20 protein-coding genes are annotated in these 24,289 nt (G+C 44.1%); 13 read left to right on the top strand and 7 right to left on the bottom strand.

Going from position 1 to position 24,289, the window contains the following annotated elements; translation table 11 throughout:
- Nucleotides 1-2: 2 nt before the first annotated feature.
- The gene (locus tag EPX21_RS20195) at nt 3-2,267 is read left to right on the top strand and encodes a family 20 glycosylhydrolase (RefSeq protein WP_134091467.1); all 2,265 of its coding nucleotides are present in this window, start codon (nt 3-5) and stop codon (nt 2,265-2,267) included.
- A 53-nt stretch (nt 2,268-2,320) separates the two neighbouring features.
- Here EPX21_RS20195 and EPX21_RS20190 read toward each other — a convergent pair whose 3' ends face one another.
- Nucleotides 2,321-5,233, bottom strand: coding sequence for a DEAD/DEAH box helicase (locus EPX21_RS20190; RefSeq protein WP_134091466.1), 2,913 nt, complete (start codon nt 5,231-5,233; stop codon nt 2,321-2,323).
- 70 nt (nt 5,234-5,303) lie between these two features.
- On the opposite strand from EPX21_RS20190, the gene EPX21_RS20185 reads away from it, so the two are divergent.
- Complete coding sequence (locus EPX21_RS20185) at nt 5,304-6,449, top strand: dipeptidase (RefSeq protein WP_134091465.1); 1,146 nt, start codon at nt 5,304-5,306, stop codon at nt 6,447-6,449.
- Nucleotide 6,450: 1 nt separating this feature from the next.
- On the opposite strand, the gene EPX21_RS20180 is transcribed toward EPX21_RS20185, so the two are convergent.
- The 3 genes from EPX21_RS20180 to EPX21_RS20170 all read right to left on the bottom strand — a co-directional run bounded on the left by EPX21_RS20180 (nt 6,451) and on the right by EPX21_RS20170 (nt 9,291).
- On the bottom strand, nt 6,451-7,527 hold the full coding sequence (locus EPX21_RS20180) for a hypothetical protein (RefSeq protein WP_134091464.1): 1,077 nt from the start codon (nt 7,525-7,527) through the stop codon (nt 6,451-6,453).
- Between the two features lie 71 nt (nt 7,528-7,598).
- On the bottom strand, nt 7,599-8,324 hold the full coding sequence (locus tag EPX21_RS20175; RefSeq protein WP_134091463.1) for a YebC/PmpR family DNA-binding transcriptional regulator: 726 nt from the start codon (nt 8,322-8,324) through the stop codon (nt 7,599-7,601).
- Nucleotides 8,325-8,337: 13 nt separating this feature from the next.
- On the bottom strand, nt 8,338-9,291 hold the full coding sequence (locus EPX21_RS20170) for an NAD-dependent epimerase/dehydratase family protein (protein WP_134091462.1): 954 nt from the start codon (nt 9,289-9,291) through the stop codon (nt 8,338-8,340).
- Between the two features lie 298 nt (nt 9,292-9,589).
- Between EPX21_RS20170 and EPX21_RS20165 the strand changes: the two genes are divergently transcribed.
- The 11 genes from EPX21_RS20165 (at nt 9,590) to msrA (ending at nt 20,804) form a co-directional block, all read left to right on the top strand.
- On the top strand, nt 9,590-10,579 hold the full coding sequence (locus EPX21_RS20165; RefSeq protein ID WP_134091461.1) for an aspartate-semialdehyde dehydrogenase: 990 nt from the start codon (nt 9,590-9,592) through the stop codon (nt 10,577-10,579).
- A 200-nt stretch (nt 10,580-10,779) separates the two neighbouring features.
- Nucleotides 10,780-12,210: a D-alanyl-D-alanine carboxypeptidase/D-alanyl-D-alanine-endopeptidase gene (gene dacB / locus EPX21_RS20160; protein WP_134091460.1), complete on the top strand. Its 1,431-nt coding sequence runs from the start codon at nt 10,780-10,782 to the stop codon at nt 12,208-12,210.
- Between the two features lie 101 nt (nt 12,211-12,311).
- On the top strand, nt 12,312-13,160 hold the full coding sequence (locus tag EPX21_RS20155; protein ID WP_134091459.1) for a 4-hydroxy-3-methylbut-2-enyl diphosphate reductase: 849 nt from the start codon (nt 12,312-12,314) through the stop codon (nt 13,158-13,160).
- Nucleotides 13,161-13,349: 189 nt separating this feature from the next.
- Nucleotides 13,350-14,420 (top strand): ferrochelatase, encoded by a 1,071-nt coding sequence (hemH, locus tag EPX21_RS20150; RefSeq protein ID WP_134091458.1) that lies wholly within the window; start codon nt 13,350-13,352, stop codon nt 14,418-14,420.
- Between the two features lie 46 nt (nt 14,421-14,466).
- Entirely contained in the window at nt 14,467-15,747 is a 1,281-nt protein-coding gene (locus EPX21_RS20145; RefSeq protein ID WP_206106119.1) for a metallophosphoesterase, read from the top strand.
- A 63-nt stretch (nt 15,748-15,810) separates the two neighbouring features.
- Nucleotides 15,811-17,058 carry an ABC transporter permease gene (locus tag EPX21_RS20140; protein WP_134091457.1) on the top strand — a complete coding sequence of 416 codons (1,248 nt, stop codon included), beginning with the start codon at nt 15,811-15,813 and terminating at the stop codon, nt 17,056-17,058.
- A gap of 160 nt (nt 17,059-17,218) precedes the next feature.
- The gene (locus EPX21_RS20135; protein WP_134091506.1) at nt 17,219-17,557 is read left to right on the top strand and encodes a tRNA-binding protein; all 339 of its coding nucleotides are present in this window, start codon (nt 17,219-17,221) and stop codon (nt 17,555-17,557) included.
- A gap of 87 nt (nt 17,558-17,644) precedes the next feature.
- Nucleotides 17,645-18,115 (top strand): nucleoside deaminase, encoded by a 471-nt coding sequence (locus EPX21_RS20130; RefSeq protein WP_134091456.1) that lies wholly within the window; start codon nt 17,645-17,647, stop codon nt 18,113-18,115.
- A gap of 228 nt (nt 18,116-18,343) precedes the next feature.
- Nucleotides 18,344-18,955, top strand: a complete 612-nt coding sequence (locus tag EPX21_RS20125) for a superoxide dismutase (protein WP_134091505.1) — start codon at nt 18,344-18,346, stop codon at nt 18,953-18,955.
- A gap of 177 nt (nt 18,956-19,132) precedes the next feature.
- Nucleotides 19,133-20,131, top strand: a complete 999-nt coding sequence (locus EPX21_RS20120; RefSeq protein WP_134091455.1) for a zinc-binding dehydrogenase — start codon at nt 19,133-19,135, stop codon at nt 20,129-20,131.
- A 13-nt stretch (nt 20,132-20,144) separates the two neighbouring features.
- Nucleotides 20,145-20,804: a peptide-methionine (S)-S-oxide reductase MsrA gene (msrA, locus tag EPX21_RS20115; protein WP_134091454.1), complete on the top strand. Its 660-nt coding sequence runs from the start codon at nt 20,145-20,147 to the stop codon at nt 20,802-20,804.
- A 144-nt stretch (nt 20,805-20,948) separates the two neighbouring features.
- Here msrA and pfkA read toward each other — a convergent pair whose 3' ends face one another.
- The 3 genes from pfkA to EPX21_RS20100 form a co-directional block, all read right to left on the bottom strand.
- Nucleotides 20,949-21,923 (bottom strand): 6-phosphofructokinase, encoded by a 975-nt coding sequence (gene pfkA, locus EPX21_RS20110; protein WP_134091453.1) that lies wholly within the window; start codon nt 21,921-21,923, stop codon nt 20,949-20,951.
- Nucleotides 21,924-21,957: 34 nt separating this feature from the next.
- A complete protein-coding gene (locus tag EPX21_RS20105; protein ID WP_134091452.1) occupies nt 21,958-23,631 on the bottom strand; it encodes a protein-disulfide reductase DsbD in 1,674 nt (557 codons plus the stop codon).
- 98 nt (nt 23,632-23,729) lie between these two features.
- Complete coding sequence (locus EPX21_RS20100) at nt 23,730-24,179, bottom strand: protein-disulfide reductase DsbD N-terminal domain-containing protein (RefSeq protein ID WP_134091451.1); 450 nt, start codon at nt 24,177-24,179, stop codon at nt 23,730-23,732.
- Nucleotides 24,180-24,289: the final 110 nt, after the last annotated feature.

Raw genomic sequence — 24,289 nt, 5'->3', positions numbered from 1 at the left:
GAATGGAAAAGAAGAAGTTCTCTACCGGGCTATTTCTATGGCTTATTCTTTGCTTTTGCCCAGCCGTAATCTTTGCTCAAGATAGTCTCTCTATTATCCCGGCGCCTACATTTATACAAGAAAGGACGGGATATTTTCAATATCCTGAAATGGTAGACGTATACGTAAGTCAAGACTTCGCCGCAGAGTCCGAGCTTCTCAGATCGCACCCGTATATTCATTTTGAAACAGCGCACAAGGTGAAATCGCGGAAAAAGCTGCCGGAAAAAGGCATTTTTTTATTACAAGCAGAGGCTGAAGACCGTTTGCCGGAAAGCGCTTACCAGTTGGAGGTAGACACGGATAAAATAATGATCGTTGCTCATAATCGGATGGCGGTTATACATGCTTTGGCAACCCTCATGCAGATTGCTTATACGCAAACCGACGGGCGTTTAGTGCCTGCCGCGTCTATTAAGGATGAACCCAAGTTCAACTACCGTGGATTAATGCTTGATGTTTCGCGTCATTTTTATCCGATCTCTTTTCTAAAAAGGATGCTCGACCTGATGGTTTTATATAAATTGAATACTTTTCATTGGCATTTAACAGACGGAGCCGGATGGCGCCTTGAAATCAAAAAGTATCCGGCGCTTACACAAAAAGCAGCGTGGCGCAATTACCCGCAATGGAAAGATTGGCGAAATCAGGGAGGCCGATACCTTGAAATGGGGGATCCCAACGCTTCAGGGGGCTATTATACCCAAGCGGAAGCGCGTGATCTAGTGGCTTATGCGGCAGATCGGGGCATTACCGTCATTCCGGAGATCGAAATACCCGGCCATAGTGAAGAAGTGTTGGCCGCTTTTCCTCATTTGTCCTGTTCCGGTGAGCCCTATAAAAATGCTGAGTTCTGTATCGGAAATGAAGAGACCTTTTCGTTTGTCACGGGCGTGTTGGATGAAGTACTGGAAATTTTCCCCTCTACCTATATCCACATCGGGGGCGATGAAGTGGATAAGAAAGCCTGGAAGGGATGTCCCAAATGCCAGGATCGGATACGAAATGAAAATCTTGAAAATGAGGAAGGGCTGCAAAGTTATGCGATCAAACGTGTTGGCGCTTATTTGAAGGAGAAGGGAAGAAAGCTAATCGGGTGGGATGAAATATTGGAAGGTGGCTTAGCGCCGGACGCAACGGTCATGAGCTGGCGAGGAGAAAAAGGGGGCGTCGAGGCGGCAAATGCCGGACATGATGTCATCATGACACCTGGAAGCTATATGTATTTCGATTCTTATCAAAGCAATCCGATTGGGCAGCCGGAGGCAATGGGAGGCCTTTTAACCTTAGAGAAAGTTTACGCTTATCATCCTATTTCGCCGGATATTGCAGCAGATAAGCAAGCGCATATATTAGGTGTACAGGCCAATGTGTGGACTGAGTATATGCCTACGCAAGAGCAGGTTGAATACATGATTTTCCCTCGAGCTATTGCGCTGGCGGAAGTTGCATGGACGCCAACGGAGAAAAGGAACTGGCAGGATTTCCGAAAACGCCTGCAGAAGCACTACCTGCTTTTACAGCGATTAAACGTCAATTACTACAGACCTTCCTACGATGTGGATATGACAGGTAAATACGACACCAATACGAAGAAGGCTACTGTAGTGATCGCGTCCGAACAATACGACCCAGAAATCAGGTATACCACGGATGGGAGTGAACCTACCAGGAACGCTACCTTATACTTGAGCCCCTTGTCGTTGCTCAATACCACAACCGTTAAGGCAGCCGTGTTTAAAGACTCCGTTCGGTTCGGAAACGTGAAGGAATTTACCGTCGATATACATAAGGGAATTGGAAAAAAAATCATTTATAACAACAAGTGGAACGACAGCTATCCCGCACATGCAGATAGCACATTGCTGAATGGACAATACGGCGGATTAAGCTATGGAGATGGCGAATGGCAAGGATTTTTAGGCGATTTTGATGTAACGCTCGATTTCGAACGGCGAGAAGAATTACATCAAGTAAAGCTGCGGTTTATGCAGCTTACCGGGCCGGGCGTCTACATGCCGTCGAGCGTGAAAATTCTTGCATCGGATGACGGCAAGCACTTCCGTGAGCTGCAAAGGGTGGATAATGACGTACCCGCTACCGACTCGTCGCTTAGGTTTAAGACCTTTAGCTTCGACCTTCAGGGCCGATTGGCCCGCTATATCCGCGTTATTGGCAAAAACGATAGAAAAGGGTTCCTTTTTACAGACGAAATCGTGGTCTATTAAAGTTGGAGTAAAAAATTACTAATTCACTATTCCCTAATAACCTGAGATCGAACTTAGGTAAGTAGCTCTTTAATGTCCTCGGACGTTAACGACTTAACGAAGCTTTCTTCTGTGGTGATCAGTTGGTTCGCTATGACCTTCTTGCGATCTTGTAAGGCCAGAATTTTTTCTTCTACACTGTCTTTCGTGATAAACTTGTAGATGAACACATTCTTCGTTTGCCCAATGCGATGCGATCGATCAATAGCTTGTTGTTCTACCGCTGGGTTCCACCAAGGATCTAAAATAAACACATAGTCAGCCTCTACCAGATTCAGGCCAACCCCGCCTGCTTTAATGGAAATCAGAAATAGCTTCACTTCTTCGTTTGTCCTAAACGCGTTGACGACATCTTCCCTGTTTCTGGTGGAGCCGTCTAAATAAGCATAGCGGATCTTTTTCTTATCGAAATAGTTGCGGAAAATCTCTAACTGCTTCACAAATTGCGAAAATATAAGAACTTTATGTCCTCTTGACAGCACGCTGTCTAATGTGTGCACCACATTTTCAAATTTTCCGGATTCTCCCTTGTAAGTCTCATCCACCATACGGGGATGATTGGCTAATTGGCGGAGTTTTGTTAAACCTTGAAGCACCTGAATTTGTGATTTACCCATCAGCTCATCTAGCGACTGCTCTAAAAGTACGTTCCGATATTCTGACTTTATTTTTTCATAGTACTCGGCCTGCTCATCGCTCATCTGACAATAGAAAACCTGTTCAGACTTTGGCGGAAGTTCTTGCGCCACCTGATCTTTTGTCCTTCGCAAAACGAAAGGTTTAATAATCGCTTGTAGCTTACGTGCTTTTTCTTCGTCTTTCTTCTTTTCAATAGGAATCACAAAGTCCGATTGGAAATGAGCATGGCTGCCAAGTAACCCCGGATTTAAGAAAGACATCTGCGACCAGAGGTCGGCCACGGAGTTTTCAACCGGTGTGCCGCTCAAGGTAAGCCGGTATTTGCTTCGCAGTGCTTTCACGGCCTTAAATGATTTAGAGCTCGGGTTTTTTATGTTCTGACTTTCGTCCAAGATGATATAGTGAAAATAAAATCCCTGTAACAGCTCTTCATCCACGCGGGCTATACCGTAGGTTGTAATAACCACATCAAACTTCCCGAAGTGATCGTTGGCCTTTGGCCTGTTGGTGCCCGTATGAATCAATAATTTTAATGCGGGAGCGAATTTTTTGGCTTCACTTTGCCAATTATAAATGAGTGAGGTTGGCATGATAATCAAGGACGTGCCTGTAAAACCTTGCTCTTGTAATTCTTCGCGTTCTTTTTGAAGCAGGGCAAGCGTTTGTACCGTCTTACCCAAACCCATATCGTCTGCCAGGCATCCGCCAAAATGGTAACTCTTCAAGAAATGAAACCAATTATAACCTGCTTTTTGGTAGCTTCTCAAGGAGCCTCTAAAATTCATTGGTTGCGCAACATCTTCGATCTGTTCAAATTCCTGAAGACGTTGTAATTTACGCTCCATGCTCAGTCCCTGAATATTGCTTTCGCTCAGGTCGTTGATGAGTCCGATATGATGTTTTTGAAGCTGAATGCTCCCTTTATTTGCCGAGTAGTAAAAAAGATTGTTAAATTGAGCAAACCAGGCTTCCGGAATGATTGCTGTTTCTCCGGAAGGTAAAATAAACTCTCTTTTTTGATGTAGAATATGGTCCCTTAGTTGTATGAAAGGGATTTCATAGGGCCCAAAGCGCACTACGGCATGTACATCGAACCAGTCATTTTCTTCTTTTACTTCTAGCTGTATTTTTGTGTTGCCTAATAAATATTTTCGTTGATTTTCGGCCTTTTGTTCGATCTGGTAACCCTTATTAACCAGAAAATCGTGGTTAACATTTATCCAATTGATCAACAAATGTGTGTTGGATGCGCCGTCGCTAAGCTCTTTGTTGTTCTTTATACTTAGATTATTAAAAAGCGGATCAGGCTTATACAATCCGAGGTCTATAAGTTCTTGTAAGTGATTTTCCTCCCATTTTAAGGACCGCTTTACGCGATGAAAAGTATACAGATCCTCCGATTCTTTGTAGTCCATTTGAACGGTCACCTTGTGCTCACTACCGGCATCAAAGATATAAGGGCCATACTTAAACTGTAACTGGGCGAAAGCATCGCCATTGTTCGTGTTGACGATTTTTAATAAAGGAGAGGCCTCATGCAGGTAAGTCCTGATGTCGAAGCCCTCTGCATATACATGATGCTTGGTAATCAGTGATCGTACAAATCTGTCGAAGTAATTATATTCCGTATTTCTTGGTATGCTGATGTAGCGTTTGTTCAAAAAAGGCGATAGCTTTTTTCCGTCCAAGTCCTGCTCGAAAGAATAGAGTGTTCCTTCTAATAGTAACCATGCCGGCTCATTGCTGATTATCTGCGCATTCTTAAACATAAAATCAATGCGCATGCCCCGAAATTTTATTGTTGGAAAATACCGTGTCTCGTCGGCTGTTCGGCGAAAATGAAACAGTACGGAGGCAGGTTCTTGCGCAATCGTTAGCTTTTCTTCCACGGGCCAGCCTTCCTTACTCATCAAATAAAGAGGCTTATCGCCAACCAGCTTTAATATGTGGGCTAATTTCTTGTCTATTTTAGGGCGGATATAATCGTATAATTTCTTGTCGAAAATTTTGCTGAAAAATTCACGGGGACGAATCGTTTTTTTATGCATCTTCTTGATAAGCTCCGATTGATCCAGCTCATCTAGCAGCTTGATGATCTTTAGATCACTTTCTTCTAAAGCGGCAATGTATTCATTGGCGGTATTGCTAAAAATGCGTTGGTAAGTAAGCGAGAATTCGCCGTTGGGATTTAGCTGCACAATGTGCGGCTCAATTAAATAACCTAAAAATTCGTGTTGACATAGAGAATAAACTAAAGTGTATGGCTTATGCGTATCTATTCTTAGCATTATCTGTTATTAAAAAAGCTTTAAATATAGGGTTTTTAATGATATATTGCGAACTATTATCCTACCGATCATGAAGTTTTTTCTGTTTTTCATCTGTCTGCCGATAGCTAATTTGGTTCATGCACAGCACAAAAACGCGCTCCATAAAGAAGCCATTGTAGTTGATCTGCATAATGACGTATTAACGGAGTCAATTATCAAAGGAAAAAATATTGCAAAACGATTAGATAAGGGACATACCGACCTACCTCGATTGAAGGAGGGGGGCGTTGATGTACAGTTTTTTTCGGTTTGGTGTGATGAAAAAAAAAGAAACCCATTTCAATATGCGAATAAACAGATTGATGCTTTGTATGAGCTGTTGAATAGGAACGCAGACCAAATAGTACTTGCAAAGAATGTAGAAGAAATTCGAAAGGGCGTTCAACAAGGTAAAATAGTCGCAATGCTAGGTGTCGAAGGCGGGCATATGATTGAAGACCGCTTAGCAAATGTCGACAGTCTTTATAGTCGGGGTGTCCGGTATTTGACGCTCACTTGGAATAACAGTACAAGTTGGGCTTCTTCGGCGGCCGACGAACAACAAAAGAAGAAAGATCAATCCACCGGCCTGAACGCCTTTGGAAAGCAGGTGGTGCAGCGGATGAATGCCCTAGGCATGGTAATCGACTTATCACACGTGGGGGAGCAAACGTTTTACGATGTGCTGGAGATTACAAAAAAGCCCGTTTTTGTTAGCCACAGTGATGTTTACGCCATCAATCCACATTATCGAAACCTAAAAGATGAACAAATCAAGGCTATTGCTAAAAATGGTGGCGTCATCGGCGTGAATTTTTATGCCGATTTTTTGGATCCGACTTTTCGGAAAAATGTAAGCAGCTTATATGCCAGGCATGTCACAAAGAAGGACAGCGTGCCGACTACTATAGACAAAAAGTACCAGTTGCTTCCCAAAGAAGTAAAGCTTTCTTTGGAACCCCCCTTGTCATTGGTGGTGGATCATATCAACTACCTTGTAGAACTAGCTGGTATTGATCACATTGGACTAGGGGCGGACTTCGATGGGATGGATGCAACGCCCAAGGGTTTAAGTGATGTAAGTGCTTACCCGCTTCTCACTGAAGCTTTGATTGACTGCGGTTATACGGAGGCAATGATTCGAAAAATACTGGGTGGTAATGTGCTAAGGGTGCTTGAAGCACAAAACCAATGATTTAGTCGTTATTATCAGCAGCATTATCCTTCTTCATCCCCGGCTTGAACCGTGGTTTAAAGCCCAAAGGCTTTGTGACTTCTTTCGTTTCACCTTCCTCTTCAAGTGATGGCTTAACTGTGTCCGGACTCTGTTTTGGGACGTCCTGCTCTTTATTGCCCCCATCTTCACCCGTTGGAGGTGCCGTCTTGGTTGCACCCGCCTTAAACCGCGGTTTGAAACCTAAAGGCTTCGCGACTTCTTTCGTTTCACCTTCCTCTTCAAGTGATGGCTTAACTGTGTCCGGACTCTGTTTTGGGACGTCCTGCTCTTTATTGCCCGCATCTTCACCCGTTGGAGGTGTCGTCTTGGTTGCACCCGCCTTAAACCGTGGTTTAAAGCCCGAAGGCTTGGAGGCTTTAGGGCTATCGTTATCTCCTTTTTCTGGCTGCTGAGGAGCTGTTTGTTCCGGCGCTTGTGATTCCGTGGTAGTTTTTCCGGTCACGCCGGCTTTGAATCGCGGTTTGAAACCTGTCGGCTTGGAAACGCCCGTGGATGCTGTTGTTGTAGACTGCTCTATATTGTTTTCCTGTTCCGTTCCTTGGCTGTCTTGCGGAGAAGGTAAAGGCTTTTCCTGTTGATCGGATGTAGTCTCTTTGTTCGTTGTTCCCGCTTTGAAACGGGGCTTAAAACCTGTAGGTTTTTTCGCTTTCGGGGTGTCCTGCTCAGCAGCAGCCGAGCCGTCATCATCTTTCAACGATTTGTCTTCCGCGCCTTCTTCTTTTATACGGTTAGTTTGTCCGGATTTAAAGCGCGGTTTAAAGCCTACCGGTTTAACCGCCTGTGGAGATTCGGCTGCGGCAATTGCTTTGTTCTCGTCCAGAGGTGAGGTGCTAATAACGGGTTGAGGAACAGCGACGTCTTCTTTTAGATGGAAGCTTTTACGGAGACGATTGAACCAGAACTTTTTCGTATGATCAAAGCTTTTTTCGCCCATTAGCTCGAAATGACTTTTGAATTCCTTATATAATTGAGGCTCCGCCTTCTCCAGCTGGCGAAGGTCTATTCGTTTTTTTATAAAGAAATCTTCAAAAGTCATTTTGCTAGCTGTTTAGTTGTCAGTTGTTAGTGACCTACACGAAACTAACCACCAAAAACCGACAACCCATGTTAAACCATGTTATGATATACCGCCTGTACATCATCGTCTTCCTCAATCTTGTCGATGAGTTTTAGTACTTCGGCCGAAGCTTCTTCTGAAACCTCGGTGGTCGACAAGTTGATGCGTTCCAATTTAGCACTTTTTATGTTAATACCCTTCTCTTCTAACAGTTTTTGCATATTGCCGAAATCCTCAAAGGAGGTTTGTACCACCACGATGTCATTCCCCTCCTCGTCTGCCTCCACATAAAGTTCCTCTAAACCACCATCAATTAACTCCAATTCCAATTCTTCCAGGTCCAATTCCTCTGTCGCTGCGAAGCGGAAAACTGATTTGCGTTGAAAAATAAAATCGAGTGAGCCTGTTTTTCCTAGAGAACCGCCCGCTTTAGTGAAATAGCTCCTGATATTGGCGACCGTCCTGTTGGTGTTATCCGTCGCTGTTTCAATTAAAATAGGTACTCCATGCGGGCCATAGCCTTCATAAACATGCTCTTCGTAGCCTTTGGCGTCTTTCTCCGAAGCACGTTTAATAGCGGCCTCTATCCGATCTTTTGGCATATTGACCGCCTTGGCATTCTGTATGGCGGTACGAAGTCGCGAATTGGATTCTGGATGTGGTCCGCCTTCCTTAACGGCTATTGCTATTTCTTTCCCTAGCCGCGTAAATTGTACGGCCATTTTGGCCCAGCGTTTAAATTTTCTTTCTTTTCTAAACTCAAATGCTCTTCCCATGTACTATGTTTTGTTAAGTGGTTTCTAGATGTTGTTTCAGATTACTGATCATTTCCGCTGTCAGGGCCGCTAAATCGAACTGCGGTTTCCAGCCCCAATCATTTCGAGCATATTCGTCATTGATGGATGACGGCCATCCGTCGGCAATTGCCTGGCGCGGATCGTTCTCTGCGTAGTCGATGGAAAATTCAGGGATATGCTGCTTGATTGCTTCCGACAAATCGGAGGGTGTAAAGCTAGGTCCCGTCAGGTTGTAACTGCTTCGGATCGTTAGCTTTTCCGAAGGAGCGTCCATCAACTGAAGCGTACCTCGAATGGCATCCTCCATATAAAGCATAGGCAGTCGCGTATCAGCAGAAAGGAAACAGGTATAACTTCCCTTACGTAAGGCCTCATGAAAAATATGGATTGCATAATCGGTAGTCCCGCCGCCAGGAGCTGCTTTCCAGCTGATTAAGCCAGGATAACGTATGCTGCGCACGTCTAAGCCGTACTTGTTGAAATAATATTCACACCAGCGTTCTCCCGCCTGTTTACTTAGCCCATATACGGTATTGGGATCCATCACGCAATATTGCGGCGTCTCTTCTTTGGGCGAGTGCGGACCAAAAACAGCAATGGAGCTTGGCCAGAATACTTTGTTGACCCCATACTCCACCGATAGGTCTAAAACGTTTAGCAAGCCGGTCATGTTTAAGTCCCAAGCCATTTTAGGCTGCTGCTCCCCTACCGCAGAGAGCACGGCCGCCAGAAGATAAACTTGTGTTGGCCGATACTTTTCGAACAAGGATTGTAGGGCCTCTTTATCTAATACGTTCACGATTTCAAATGGCCCCGGCGATGCAGTAATGGGTTGTCTTATATCAGATGTTACTACCCTGCTTTCTCCATATTTCAATCGTAAGGCCGTCGCTAATTCCGTTCCAATCTGGCCGTTAGATCCTATAATGATAATGCTTTCTTCCATCGCCACAAACTTAGATAAAATGCGTGGAATTCACGAATACCGCTGGAAACAAATTAAGGTCTCATGCCCGCTAAAAACGGGCCAATGCCCGCGTAAACTACATATGAATAAAGGGGGCGAAAGAAAAATCTTCTGTTTTACCGTTAAAATTTGTATGTTTGGAGGTTAATCAAAATTGATTTATTAAAATTTATAACTACAACAAAAATTAAAAGAAGCACATGACGCTGTAGACCACAACAACCGAGCGTTGGGACGGTTTATGCAGGCTTCAAACACAATTAAAACAATTATGTCGATGAAAATTGCAGTCGTTGGCGCTACCGGCCTTGTTGGGTCGGAGATGTTAAAAGTTTTAGCAGAGCGCAATTTCCCAGTTACAGAATTAATTCCGGTAGCCTCAGAAAAAAGTAAGGGTAAGGAAATTGAATTCAAGGGAAAGAAGTATAAGGTGGTTACACCCGACGAGGCAATAGTCATGAAGCCGCAGATTGCTTTGTTTTCCGCCGGAGGAGGTACTTCAACAAACTATGCACCTCAATTTGCCGCTGCAGGAATTACTGTTATTGACAATTCATCTGCCTGGCGTATGGATCCCACTAAAAAGTTAGTGGTTCCTGAAGTCAACGCACACGTTCTTTCTTCAGATGATAAGATTATAGCGAATCCCAACTGCTCAACGATTCAAATGGTGGTCGTTTTAAAGCCTTTGCACGAGCGATATAAAATTAAAAGGGTCGTCGTTTCTACCTATCAATCGGTAACCGGCACGGGAGTAAAAGCAGTGCAGCAGCTGAATGATGAGCGCGCCGGCAAAGAAGGGGAAAAAGCGTACCCTTATCAAATCGACCTCAATGTAATTCCTCAGATCGATGTGTTCCAGGAGAACGGTTACACGAAAGAAGAAATGAAGATGATCAAAGAAACAAATAAGATCATGGGAGATGATAACATTCGAGTGACAGCTACAACGGTCAGGATTCCGGTTATCGGTGGCCACTCCGAAGCGGTGAATATTGAATTTGAAAACGACTTCGACCTAAGCGAGGTGAGGGAACTGCTCGAGAAGCAAACAGGGGTTGTCGTTGTGGACGATCCGACGAACCTAAAATATCCGATGCCGAAAGATGCGCATGGAAAAGACGAGGTGTTCGTTGGACGCATTCGTAGAGATGAAAGCCAAGATAAGGCGCTCAACTTATGGGTTGTAGCTGATAACTTGCGGAAAGGTGCGGCAACCAATGCTGTACAAATTGCCGAATACCTTGTGAAGCAAGGGATGGTTTAGTGCTTCGTCGGTATAAAATAAAAAGGAAGATGCTTAAAAATCGTCTTCCTTTTTTTCTGAAAGTCTGCGCCTATTCATCAGCGTTTTATACAAGCTTTCAATCCATTACGTTTTGCTTTCAACTTTTTTAGTCGTGGCTTATTCGCACGGAAGGGATGGGTAACAGAACTGCGTATTAAATTTGATGGTCAAAAAGAACTATGGTTTTAAATTATTTTATAAAAGCGGGCTTTAACGCGGTTTTAGTTGTTTTTTTAGTGGCCCAATCCTATGGGCAGTCGCTAGAAGGCAAAATTAGCAATGCCTATCAGCAATTCGAACGTCTGCCTGCTTTAAAACACGGGATAGCCTCACTCACCGTATTAGATGCTAAAACCGGAGCCGTTCTGTTTACTAAAAACGGAAACACCGGTCTGGCAACAGCCTCGACTTTAAAAACGATTACCGCTGCCGCTGCTTTTTATTTGTTGGGTGCAGATTATAGCTACCAAACGCGGCTATATTATACCGGAGAAATTGTAAACGGAGTCTTAACAGGTGATATCATCATTAAGGGAAGTGGCGATCCTTCTTTGGGCAGCAGTCGGTTTGATCAAACAAAAGAATCCGCTCTACTCGCACAATGGACAACGGCAATTGCGAATGCAGGTATCAAAAAAATAAATGGAAGCGTTATTGGTGATGATTTGTTGTACGGTGGGCAAAAGGCCGGGCCAAGATGGATTTGGCAAGATCTGGGGAGTTATTACGGAGCAGGCATCTCGGCATTGAACTGGCGTGAAAATCTAGTAGATATTCATCTTTTGCCCGGTAAGCAAGTCGGAGCGACCACTACTTTGCAGTCCACTGTTCCCAATGTATCCTATCTGAAAATTGTCAATGAAGCCACTACCGGCAGTCATGGTTCGGGTGATAAAGTGTATCCTTACAGTGCTCCTTATTCTTCGCTCATATATCTACGAGGTACCTATGGTATTGACCTAAAGAAGCCGGTGCAGATTGCTCTCCCCGATGCGGCTTACGATGCAGCCTTGCGATTGCAACTAAGTTTAGAGAGTAAGGGCATCAGCGTCCGGGAACCCGCTACTTCTGGCCAATTGCTAAAGCTGTCGGGAAAGAAGGTGCCGCAAACAGGAAAAGATTTAAGCATGCACCAATCGCCCGCCTTGGCAGAACTCGTTTATTGGTTTAACCAAAAAAGTATCAATTTGTACGGCGAGGCGCTCCTTAAGACAATGGCGCTGGAAAAAGGCAAAGTGCTCGATACGGACGAAGCGGCGGATGTGTTGCGCGACTTTTGGGTAGCCAAGTTGGGATTGGAAAAGGGCGCTATACGGATTTTTGATGGTAGTGGATTGTCCCCGGAAAACCGGGTGACTACCATGGCGATGGCGAAAATTTTGGCATCCATTAAAAGAGAGCCGTGGTTCAGTGCTTATTATAAGAGTATCCCTGTTTATAATGGCATGAAGATGAAAAGTGGGACAATCGGCGGTGTATTGGGCTATACGGGTTACCAAAAAGCCTCAAACGGGACAGAGCTTGTATTCAGTTTGCTCGTAAATAACTATGAAGGCACGGCTTATAATATGCGGCAGCAAATGTTTAAATTACTGAATGCGCTGAAGTAACGGTGGGGCTCAGGGCCTAAGGTTAGGGTGTAAGCTTAAAGGCAAAAGCTTACAGCATATTGCGTATAGCTGCTAATATAAAAAATAGCTATCTTTGCTAAATGAGTCACCAGCTGCATGTTTCGATTGATAAAGATTCCGGCTTTTGTTTCGGCGTAGTCTATGCTATAGATATGGCGGAAGAGATTTTGGAAGAGGAAGGCTACCTTTATTGTTTAGGGGATATTGTACATAACGATGAAGAGGTCGCTCGCTTAAAAGCAAAGGGTTTGCGCATTATTTCTCACCAGGATTTACCTCATCTGAACAATGAAAAGGTATTGATTAGGGCCCATGGCGAATCGCCTGAAACCTATAGGATCGCTTTGGAGAATAACATTACGTTGATAGACGCCTCCTGCCCGGTGGTCCTGAAATTGCAGAATCGAATAAAAACGTCTTTTGACGAAAAGGAGCAAATTCTCATCTTCGGAAAACACGGGCATGCCGAAGTCATAGGTCTCCAAGGTCAAACCAATAACGAAGCGTTGGTTTTTCAGGACATTGATGAACTTGATACGCTGGAGCTGCCGGCTAAATTTACCTTATATAGCCAAACTACAAAAAGCACCGATAAATTCTATCAAATTAAAGACGAATTGCTAAAACGGGGATATGAAGTAAAGGCCAATGATACCATCTGTAGGCAGGTATCAAACCGTTACGAAGACTTGGCTAAATTCGCCCAACAGTTTAACAAGATCGTTTTTGTATCAGGCAGGAAATCTTCAAACGGGAAAGTGCTATACGATGTATGTTTAAGAAATAACCCACAAAGCATATTTATTTCGGATCCTGCAGAGCTTGACGCTGGAATGTTTAAACCGAATGAAACGATTGGTGTATGTGGTGCTACCTCAACGCCCATGTGGTTGATGCAGAAAGTGAAAGAAAAATTAGAAAGCTTTTAACCTGAGTTCGATTAGTATTTGCTTTCCATTATCATACAAACCTCACATTCATTTTTGGGTAAAACCAAAGCGCAGACAAATTTGTAATTTTGGAATCTGGATTCTCAAGATGCTTCGCTGCCAACGATTTCACGTTTTGCAGCAGCGTTGTGTTGTAAGGGAGTGGATACTGATCAGACTAGTTACATAATGAAAGCAAAAAAAGGCGTGTTATTGATAAATTTGGGAACCCCCGATAGTCCCAAAGTGCCTGATGTTCGAAGATATCTGGATGAATTTTTGATGGATGGCCGAGTGATCGATATCGGTGTAATTCAAAGAAACCTTTTAGTGAGGGGGATTATCGTGCCGTTTAGAAGTCCGAAAACAGCTAAACTGTACAATGAAATTTGGGATAAGGAAAAGGGATCGCCGCTGCTCTATATCAGCAAGGAGCAAGTCGATCTATTGCGCGAGGAGTTGGGAGACGAATATCATATAGAACTGGCGATGCGTTATCAGAACCCTTCGATTGAACAAGCACTTGAAAAGTTGCGCGTCGCAATGGTAGATAGCGTCCGTATCATCCCGCTGTTTCCCCAATATGCGTCAGCTACCACCGGTTCGGTGATCGAGAAGGTAATGCGTCTAATGAGTGGCTGGCCGGCCTTTCCGGAAATATCCATCGTCAATCAGTTTTACGATAACGAATTGATGATCGAAGCTTTTGCAGATAACGGACGATTAAAAAGGCCGGAAACCTTTGATCATGTACTGTTTAGTTTTCACGGCCTGCCCGTTAGGCAGCTTAAGAACGTAGACAGCTCAGGAAATCACGATTGCAATGCCTCCAATTGCCGACAGGAAATAACTTCCGCTAATAAGTTCTGTTATTTGGCGCAATGCCATGCAACTGCGCGGCTCATCGCGCAGAAACTCGATATTAATCCGGAAAAATATACCGTATGTTTCCAGTCGCGCTTAGGAAAGGAGCCTTGGATTCAACCTTATACAAGTGATACCTTGGAGAAGCTCGCGCATGAGGGGGCAAAAAGACTGCTTGTGTTTAGTCCGGCTTTTGTTGCAGACTGCATTGAAACCTTATATGAGATAAGTGTTGAATACGGACAAGAATTCAATAAGTTGGGTGGGGAGCATGTCGAATTAGTTCCTAGCCTAAATACACATTCAAAATGGATAGAGGCTTTAAAGCTGATGGTACTAGGCAGGCAACCTATGCCAGCCGCCACACCGCTCGGAGAGGCAATTATAAATAAATAGGATGTTAACGGGCATGTCCCGTTTGCTGCTAGAAACAGATTTTAACATGAGATTGATTGTCATTAATGCCTTTGTACTACTATTAATCGACTTTTATATTTATTATGCTCTGCAAAAGAGTACAATACAATGGGCTAAGGCACGATTTTTCAAAACGACGTGGTGGGCATATAGTTTGATTCTCTTTGCCGGTGTTCTGGCAAGTCTTTACTTAAGTCTTCCCTTAATCATTCGTTCCATCGTGCTGGTAGCTTTTTTCTTAACCTTTACCAGTAAAGTTTTTTATGTGCTGGTGTTGCTTTTGGATGAGTTTCGAAGGGGCGGAATATGGATGGGTAGAAAATTATTTCGCAGGAAACAGGTGGTATCACAAACTGATCAACAGGTTGAATCGACGGCAGCTAGCACTGAGGTTGGCATTAGCCGATCTCAATTTTTAACCAGAGCCGGTATCCTGGTCGCCGCAGTGCCTTTCGCCACTTTGAGCTGGGGAATTGCTGTGGGCGGGTATGACTACCGCGTCCGAAGACAGAAACTGTATTTGCCGAACTTACCAAAAGCCTTTCATGGCATTAAAATCGGACAGATATCAGATATTCACTCCGGTAGCTTCTACAATAAGAAAGCGGTGCAGGGTGGGATAGATATGCTCCTTGGCGAAAATCCCGATCTGATTTTCTTTACCGGCGACTTGGTTAATAACAAGGCCGACGAAATGCGGAACTATCAGGATTTATTCAGTAAAGTAAAAGCGCCGTTGGGCGTGTATTCAACTTTAGGAAATCACGACTATGGAGATTATTTCTACGGGAGGGAGGATAGCCCCGAAAAGCGTAGAAACTTACAACAGGTAAAAGACGTTCATAAGGTGATGGGTTGGGATTTGTTGCTGAATGAACATAGAAGATTACGGGTCGACAATGAAGAGATTGGCATATTGGGCGTAGAAAACTGGGGAACTGGCAGGTTCCCTAAATATGGTCGTATCGACTTAGCAAAGAAGAACACGGATGAATTGCCCGTTAAACTTTTGCTCTCACACGATCCTTCACATTGGCGAGCGCAAGTATTGGATAATAAGGATATTGACGTGATGTTTGCCGGCCATACGCATGGTATGCAATTTGGTGTTCGGGGCGAACATTATCAATGGAGCCCTGCAAAATATGTCTATAACGAGTGGGCCGGCCTTTATACAGAGGCTAATCAACAGCTCTACGTCAATGTCGGCTATGGCTTTTTAGGATACCCGGGTCGTGTGGGTATTTTACCCGAGATCACCATTTTTGAGCTGTTAAGCGAAGAGCGTTCTATTCCAAATGCCTAAACCTCGCTTCAAACTGTAACATAATCCGATTTCGCAGGTCTTAATAGCAAATCGTTTGCGATCATGTCAGTAAAGATGCCTTACCGAGAAAATATCAGACTCTCTCTGGAGTCTATTGCAAGTAATAAGCTGCGTACCTTTTTAACGGCTTTGATTATTGCAATAGGTATAACCGCTTTGGTGGGTATTCTTACATCAATCGATGCAATTCAAAATTCGTTAAGGGATTCTTTTTCTGCGATGGGCGCAAATTCCTTTAATATAAGGAACCGAGGAATTAATGTACAAATCGGCGGAAGCGGTACCCGGCCTAAAGTTTTTGAGAAGATCTCCTATCGGGAAGCCTTAGCCTTTCAAAGGCGCTTCGATTATGGCGCGATCGTTTCCATTAGCGCCTATGCTTCTAATTATGCGGTTGTTAAATATGGCAGTGAACAGTCGAACCCAAACATTGCCATATTAGGTGCCGACGATCAGTATTTACAGACCAGCGGTTATAAACTGGAAAGCGGACGAAATTTTACCCAGCGTGAACTGGAGACGGGTTCAAACGTGGTCATTATCGGAAGCGAAATCAAAAGTCGCTTATTCAAAAGAAACGAAGACCCTTTAAATAAAATGCTTGTTATCGGTAATTCGAAATACCTTATTATCGGAATATTAGAAAACCGGGGTTCCAGTGCAGGCATGGGGGCTGATAAAACATGCATCATTCCTTTATTACGCGCACGCGCGGTGGTTCAGGGAGCAATGCCCTCTTATACCATAACCGTGACGAGCGGTAGTGCACAGGGAATCGAACCGACAATTGGTGAAGCGACGGCCTTATTTAGAAATATCCGTGGACTGGGAGTTACGCAGGAAAATAACTTTGAAATCACCAAAAGCGATGCGGTCGCGCAGGTGTTGGTCAGTAGTCTGACCTACGTGGCAGTGGGCGCTTTCGTTATCGGTATCATCACCTTAATCGGAGCTTCTATAGGTTTAATGAACATTATGTTGGTGTCAGTAACAGAGCGCACCAGGGAAATCGGTGTGCGAAAGGCGATAGGTGCTACGCCGCAAGTCATTCGGATGCAGTTTTTGACGGAGGCGATCGTTATTTGCCTACTCGGCGGAATTGGCGGCATCTTGCTTGGCATTTTAATCGGTAACGTGGTGGCCGCCGTAGTAGGAACAAGCTTCGTCATTCCTTGGAAGTGGATTACCATGGGCATCGTTGTTTGTGTGGGCGTTGGAATGGTTTCTGGGTTTTATCCCGCTTCTAAAGCGTCAAAGCTTGATCCAATCGAAGCGTTACGTTACGAATAAAGTCGGTGTTTTAAATTCCTTTCCTTTTATCCGATTTTTATCCGATTTTTATCCGAAGCGGCAAAGCTCCATATCATCTGCCGCTTGGTTCTTTGATGCCTCGATCTGGTTGCCCAAAATAATACTTGTAAAAAAAGGCAAGTTTATCTATGTTTATCCCATGGAAGAGATAAGTTGGCAAGACTTTGAAAAAGTAGAGCTGCGTGTCGGTACGATCCTAACAGTGGAGGATTTTCCCGAAGCCCGTAAGCCGGCTTATAGGCTGACCATTGACTTCGGGCCGGCAATAGGCGTTCGAAAGAGTAGCGCACAGATAACCAAACACTATACGAAAGAGGCTTTGTTAGGTAAACAGATTATCGGCGTTGTGAACTTCCCGAAGAAGCAGATCGCGACGTTTATGTCCGAATGCTTAGTTACCGGATTTGCAGACGAAAACGGCGATATCGTATTGTCTACCGTTGCAGCAAAAGTGCCCAACGGAGCCAAATTGATATAGCAGCATTGAGAAGGATTTAATCAATAAATTGCGGGAGGGCGGTAGCCTATAGCTTAAGCTTACAGCCTATTGCACAAATAAGGATAAATGAAGTATATAAATTTTGAAGATACGAGCGACACCGTATCGGATGAGTTTTTTATGAAAGAAGCACTGCGAGAGGCGGAGAAGGCTTTTGAAGCGGAGGAGGTTCCCATCGGTGCGGTGATAGTTCACGACGGTAAAATTATTGCCCGCGGGCACAACCTTACCGAAACGCTAAACGATGTAACAGCACACGCAGAAATGCAAGCTTTTACGGCGGCTGCCAATTATATCGGGGGTAAATACTTAAAAGATTGCACACTCTATGTAACGATAGAGCCTTGCGTAATGTGTGCCGGCGCTTCTTACTGGTCGCAAATCAAGCGAATCGTTTTCGGTGCACCGGATGAAAAGAGGGGTTATACGGTGGTTTCAAGAAATATAATCCATCCTAAAACCACCGTCGTGAGCGGCATTATGGAAGAAAGCTGCCGCGAACTGATGCAACGGTTTTTTCAGTTAAAAAGGCGGTAAATTTGGACTGTTAATAGGGAATAGTTAATGGAAGCAGCTGTAGGGAATAGACAAAGTCGCTAGCGAATGAATAAGTAGACCGCGACGGCATGTCCCTATTAACATGTTACCTTGCTCACATCTCTGTCTATTGTCATCTCCTTATAAAAACTGAATGCTTAAGAACAATTCAAGACATATATCGTTATATTTGTGTATCATAAATCAGAAATTAAAAAACATAAAATTATGGCTTTTTCACTTCCTGCGTTACCATACGCAACCGATGCATTAGAACCCCATATTGATAAAGAAACCATGGAAATTCATCATGGTAAACACCATCAGGCATACGTTGATAACCTGAATAAAGCAATTGCTGGAACTGATGCTGAATCGCTTTCTATTGAAGAAATCATAAAGAATGTTTCAGCATATCCAGCTGCGGTTCGCAATAACGGCGGAGGGCACTATAACCATACCCTGTTTTGGACGATATTGGCTAAAGAACCTCAAACTACGCCAAGCGGAGAGCTCGCAACAGCTATTGATGAAACCTTTGGTTCTTTTGAAGAACTTAAAAAGAAACTTCAAGATGCAGGAGCAACGCGTTTCGGTTCAGGCTGGTCTTGGCTGGTAGTTGATGAAGCGGGTAAACTGCAAGTTACTTCAACTCCAAATCAAGATAACCCATTAATGGACGTAGCAGAGGTTAAAGGAACGCCGATTTTAGGAATCGACGTATGGGAACACGCTTATTATTTAAAATATCAGAATAAGCGACCTGCTTACCTTGATGCAATTTTTAATGTAATTTGCTGGAAAGCAGTTGGCGAACGCTACGCAGAAGCTAAGAAATAATGATCGGTTCGGCAATCCGAACGAAGAATTTACAGACATGTGAAAGCAGTGCTTGCCCAGGTGAGCACTGCTTTTTTTTAATTACCACAATTTCTCGCTGTAGCTGAGGCGGTGGATAAGCCGCTAAGGGGTCCGGATCCATTGAGGGTTAAAAATTATCAACTAATTACTTTGAAGATGAAAGCAATTGTATTGGAAGGTATCAACCTGCCTTTAACCATAAAATATGTAAATAAACCGAAATTAAAAGCGAATGAAGCCTTGGTAGCGATTAAAGCGGCCGCACTCAACAGGCGCGATTATTGGATACAGAAAGGGCAATACGCAGGATTGAAATTTCCGATTATTTTGGGTTCGGACGGAGCCGGTGTTGTCGCAGAGGTGGGTAGTGAATCGGAAAATGAGTGGATCGGCAAGGAGGTGCTTATCAATCCTTCCTTAATGTGGGGAGAAAGTGAGGCCGCTCAATCAACAGCATTCCATATCCTAGGGCTCCCACAGGACGGCACGTTGGCTGAGTATGTGCGGGTACCGCTTGACGCCTTACACATCATGCCCTCGCATCTCACTTTTGAAGAGGCTGCTGCGATTCCACTTGGCGGCCTTACGGCGTGGCGGGCCCTGTTTAGCAGAGCTCAATTAAAAGCAGGAGAAAGGGTCCTAGTTGCAGGTGTCGGTGGCGGCGTGGCTAGCTTCGCATTGCAATGGGCGCTGTTTGCCGGTGCGGAAGTGTATGTTACATCGGGCAAAAGAGAAAAGATCAGGAAGGCCTTGGAAATGGGAGCGAAAGCAGGGGTACTGTATACGGACAAAAATTGGATGGAAAAGATCCAACCAGAAGGGGGCTTTGATGTGATCATCGACAGTGCGATCGGAGACGGATTTGCCAACTATATAGAACTGGCCAAACCGGGCGGAAGAATCGTATTTTTCGGAGCTACAGCATCTGGCAATTTGCCCGAACTCAATGCAAGGAAGATTTTTTGGAAACAATTGAGCATTTTAGGAAGTACCATGGGCTCGCCTAGCGATTTTAGTAACATGCTTTCTTTTGTTAATGAACATCGCGTGAAGCCGGTGATTGATTCGATTTTTCCGCTGGCCCATGCGGAAGAAGCCGTAAGAAAGATGGACCGTTCAGAGCAATTTGGTAAATTGGTGCTAAGGGTTGATTGATTTAAACAGACAGATGAAAAGAATAGGATTGATTGTACAGGCCTTGGTTATAAGTGTGTTTATCTGCTGTGCAGGAGCGCATGAAAAGCAACATGAGCAGGAAAAGAATGCGTTTGAGCCAACTGCAGGTGCAGGGCACCTGGATACAGCCACCTTTGCCGCGGGCTGCTTCTGGTGCGTGGAAGCTCAGTTTCAACAGCTTCATGGCGTTGATACGGTGATTTCGGGTTATACCGGCGGACATGTAAAGAACCCGACCTACAAAGAGGTGTGCACCGGTAATACCGGACACGCTGAAGCGGTAAATATTATCTTCGACCCCGATACAATAAGCTTCGATGAATTAGTGGAGGCTTTTTTTATAGCGCATGATCCAACGCAAAAAAACCGACAAGGGAATGATGTAGGTACGCAATACAGGTCGGCGATCTTTTACCATAATTTGCAGCAACAGCAAAAAGCGAACTACTATATAAAGAGATTAGATGCTGAAAAAGCTTATGCGAAACCGATCGTAACCGAGGTAAAGCCTTACGGCGCTTTTTATGTGGCGGAAGACTACCATCAGAACTACTTCAATTTGAATCGGAGCGAGGGCTATTGCCAGTTCGTGATAGCACCGAAGTTAGAAAAATTCGAAAAAGTGTTCAAGAAGAAGTTAAAAAATAAGTAGTGGATATGGTATAGCGCTAGCCCGGCTGTGGTGATGCCGCTGAATGGTAAAAAGCAGGGACGAATTGATAGGAGATGTCTAAAAACGGTTAGATTTTTGTCATTCGAGCGAACCTTTTCAGACACCTCCAATTTCAGGAAATACTTAAGATAAGATATCTACAATTTTAAGTAAGCTTGGCGTGAGCGAATCTATATGTTTTATAGCCTTATCAAAAGGTGTAAAACTGATGTCCCCATTAATTACGCCTGCCATTTCGCCACGGCGCCCTGCTAATAAGGCTTCCACGGCTGCCACACCTAAGCGACTAGCCAAGACGCGGTCCATACAAGTCGGACTGCCCCCACGCTGTATATGCCCCAGAATGGAAACCCGTGTGTCGTAATTTGGGAAATGTTTTTTTACCAGTTCGGCTATTACAAAAGCACCTCCTTCTTCATCGCCTTCAGCAACCAGCACAATTTTAGAGGATTTGTCTTTTCTGCCATGAGCCAGCTTTTCCAATAAAGCTTTTGAGTCTGTCGCGCTTTCGGGGATAAGAATAGCTTCCGCTCCGGTTCCTATTCCGCTGCGCAAGGCTATAAGCCCAGAGTCGCGGCCCATCACTTCAATAATAAACAAGCGATCATGAGATTCTGCGGTATCTCTTATTTTGTCAACCGCATTGATCACCGTATTGATGGCTGTATCGTAGCCAATGGTAAAATCAGTTCCCGCTAAATCATTGTCTATCGTGCCGGGGAGCCCCATCACCGGGATATCGTGTTCTTCGATAAATTTCGCGGCGCCCGTAAAGGTTCCATCGCCTCCGATCGCAACCAGTCCATCGATTTGAAACTTACGGATCTGCTCATATGCTTTTTGCCTTCCCTCAACTTCCCTAAACTCTTTGCTTCGTGCGGTTTTTAAAATAGTGCCACCCCGTTGGATGATGTTGGCTACAGATTTGGCATCCATTGGAAATATATCTCCGTTTACCATTCCGTCATACCCTCGCTGAATACCAAACACATTTAGGTTATAGTGTAGGCCCGTCCGCACAACAGCCCGTATGGCGGCGTTCATGCCCGGCGAGTCTCCACCAGAAGTAAATACTGCAATATTTTTTATTGTACTCATATTGTAAATGTATAGCTTAATTCATTATTAGGAACTATGGGCGCTCTTTGTATGCTTTCATACCAGACTCCAAAAATTCGATATAATTTTGAACATCATAATTGGCTCCCTGTGGAGGAACCAGTACATTTTCGTCACCATCCACAATAACGTATAATGGCTGAGAGTTGCTATTAAATTTTGACGCTTGAAAATCACTCCATTTTTTTCCAATCGTATTGATTTTCTTCTTGCTGTAAGCAGAAGTATATTGTTCACTTTCCGACAAAGCCGTTTTATCGTCCACAAATAATTCTGCCATCACGAATTCATTATTCAGTAGGCTTTTTACTTTCGGATCGGTCCAGACATTGGCCTCCATTTTCCGGCAGTTAACACAGTTCCATCCGGTAAAGTCAATTAACACGGGCTTGTTTAGCTGTTTAGAAACTTGTAAGGCCTGCTCGTAATCGTAATAGGGGTCAAAGCCTTTTGGGGTGCCGCGTTCATGAAAGATTTCAGCATATTTCTTTGGGCCTGAACTGCTCGCGCTATTGCTGGAAGAAACCGTTACACCGGCGCTTAAATCAAAATCTTGTGTGGCGCTAGGAGGCAAGAATGCACTCACTGATTTTAAGGGTGCACCCCACATGCCGGGAATAAGATACACAACAAAAGATAGCACGGCGATAGCAAAAAAGGTACGTAACACCGACAAATGCTGCACTTCGCTGTCGTGAGCGAATTTTATTTTTCCCAATAAATATAAGCCCATTAAAGCAAATATGACGATCCAAAGGGCTAAAAACACTTCCCGATCCAGCCAATTCCAATGATAGGCCAAATCTACATTCGACAAGAACTTTAAGGCAAAAGCCAGTTCAAGAAAGCCCAGCACTACTTTGACGCTGTTTAACCAGCCGCCCGACTTTGGCAGTGATTTCAATAAGGACGGAAACAGCGCAAATAGGGCAAAAGGAATCGCTAAAGCCAATGAAAATCCGAACATACCGATCGCCGGTCCTAAACGCTCGCCCTTGGATGCCGCATCAACCAACAGCGTGCCAATTAGCGGGCCTGTACAGGAAAACGAAACCAAAGCTAAGCTAAAAGCCATAAAGAAAATTCCGATAAGGCCTCCCTGATCGGATTTGGCGTCTACTTTATTGACAAACGAACTCGGAAGCGTAATCTCGAATGCGCCTAAAAAGGAGGCGGCAAACACCACTAGCAAGAGGAAAAACAAGAAATTGAAAATACCGTTGGTAGAAAGCGCATTTAATGCGTCGGAACCAAAAAAGATCGTAACCAACATGCCTAAACCGACGTAAATGACGATAATAGACAAACCATATACGATCGCTTGCCCAATCGCCTTCGCCCGTGAGCCTGCCCGCTTGGTGAAAAAGCTGACCGTTAAAGGGAGCATCGGAAAAATACAGGGCATTAAAATAGCTGCGAAACCAAAGAGCAGACCGTTAATGAATATTTGCCAAAGCGACACAGTGGCTTCGTCGCTTTCTATCGTCGAAGCGGCGGTGGATGGCGCCTTTATCGAAGTGGTGAGCTGAGCGGTGTCGGTAGCTGTGCTGGTGTCTTCGGTAATGTCAGTAAATTCGATATCGTCAAAGGAAATAGTATCGACCTGTAGCGTACGTGAAGAAGCACTATTCGCAAAAAAGCTGAAGAAAATACTTATTAATGGAATTATTACGAATTTTCTATACATCAGTTTTAGTTTGAAGGCGTGAAATTAGTAATTATTCTTGACACGCCGTCAATTTCCGGGTCTCCTTATTGTAATAAAGCGCGGGGCGTTGCTCCTTATTATTTTATCGGAATAGTGAAGTCCACTTCGTCAGGAGGCAAGCATTCCTTGTCGTTGCAAACCATAAATTCTACCGTTCCTTTTACAGAAGTAGTTGCTTTATTTAACTTGATTTTCTGTTGAAAAACAACCTCATTTTCGAAATATATAACGTCCATATCGAACACTTTCTCAAAATGGCTTATGCCTTTCGGTTCAGCGGTTTTACCGACCGGAGTATAATCCGAAGATTTGGAAAAAGTGAAACTGGTAGGTACGGGCCCTCCCGGCTTTAGGTTCTGCGAGTAAATGTGCCATCCTTTGTCGATGGTCGCTTTTATAAGAAGTACCGCCTCGTTATTGTTTATTTTCTTCGCAGCGTAAGCCCATTTTACTGGGGTCTTAATTTGTGCGGATGCCGCCAAGGTGCTGAAAATCAAGATTGCTAAAAATGCAGTGAATTTTTTCATTCTAATACTAATTTGACTATTTAGACGCCAACTGTCAAAAAGGTTTAATCTATAGTGAACAGCGTCGTCGTCATTTGGCTAAGAATCTTGCAAACATATAGAAAAGGAAA

The sequence above is a fragment of the Olivibacter sp. XZL3 genome (assembly GCF_004368405.1).
Classification (GTDB): domain Bacteria; phylum Bacteroidota; class Bacteroidia; order Sphingobacteriales; family Sphingobacteriaceae; genus Olivibacter.
The sequence above is the reverse complement of the archived record's forward strand: the minus strand, read 5'-3'. Positions and strand labels throughout refer to the sequence as shown.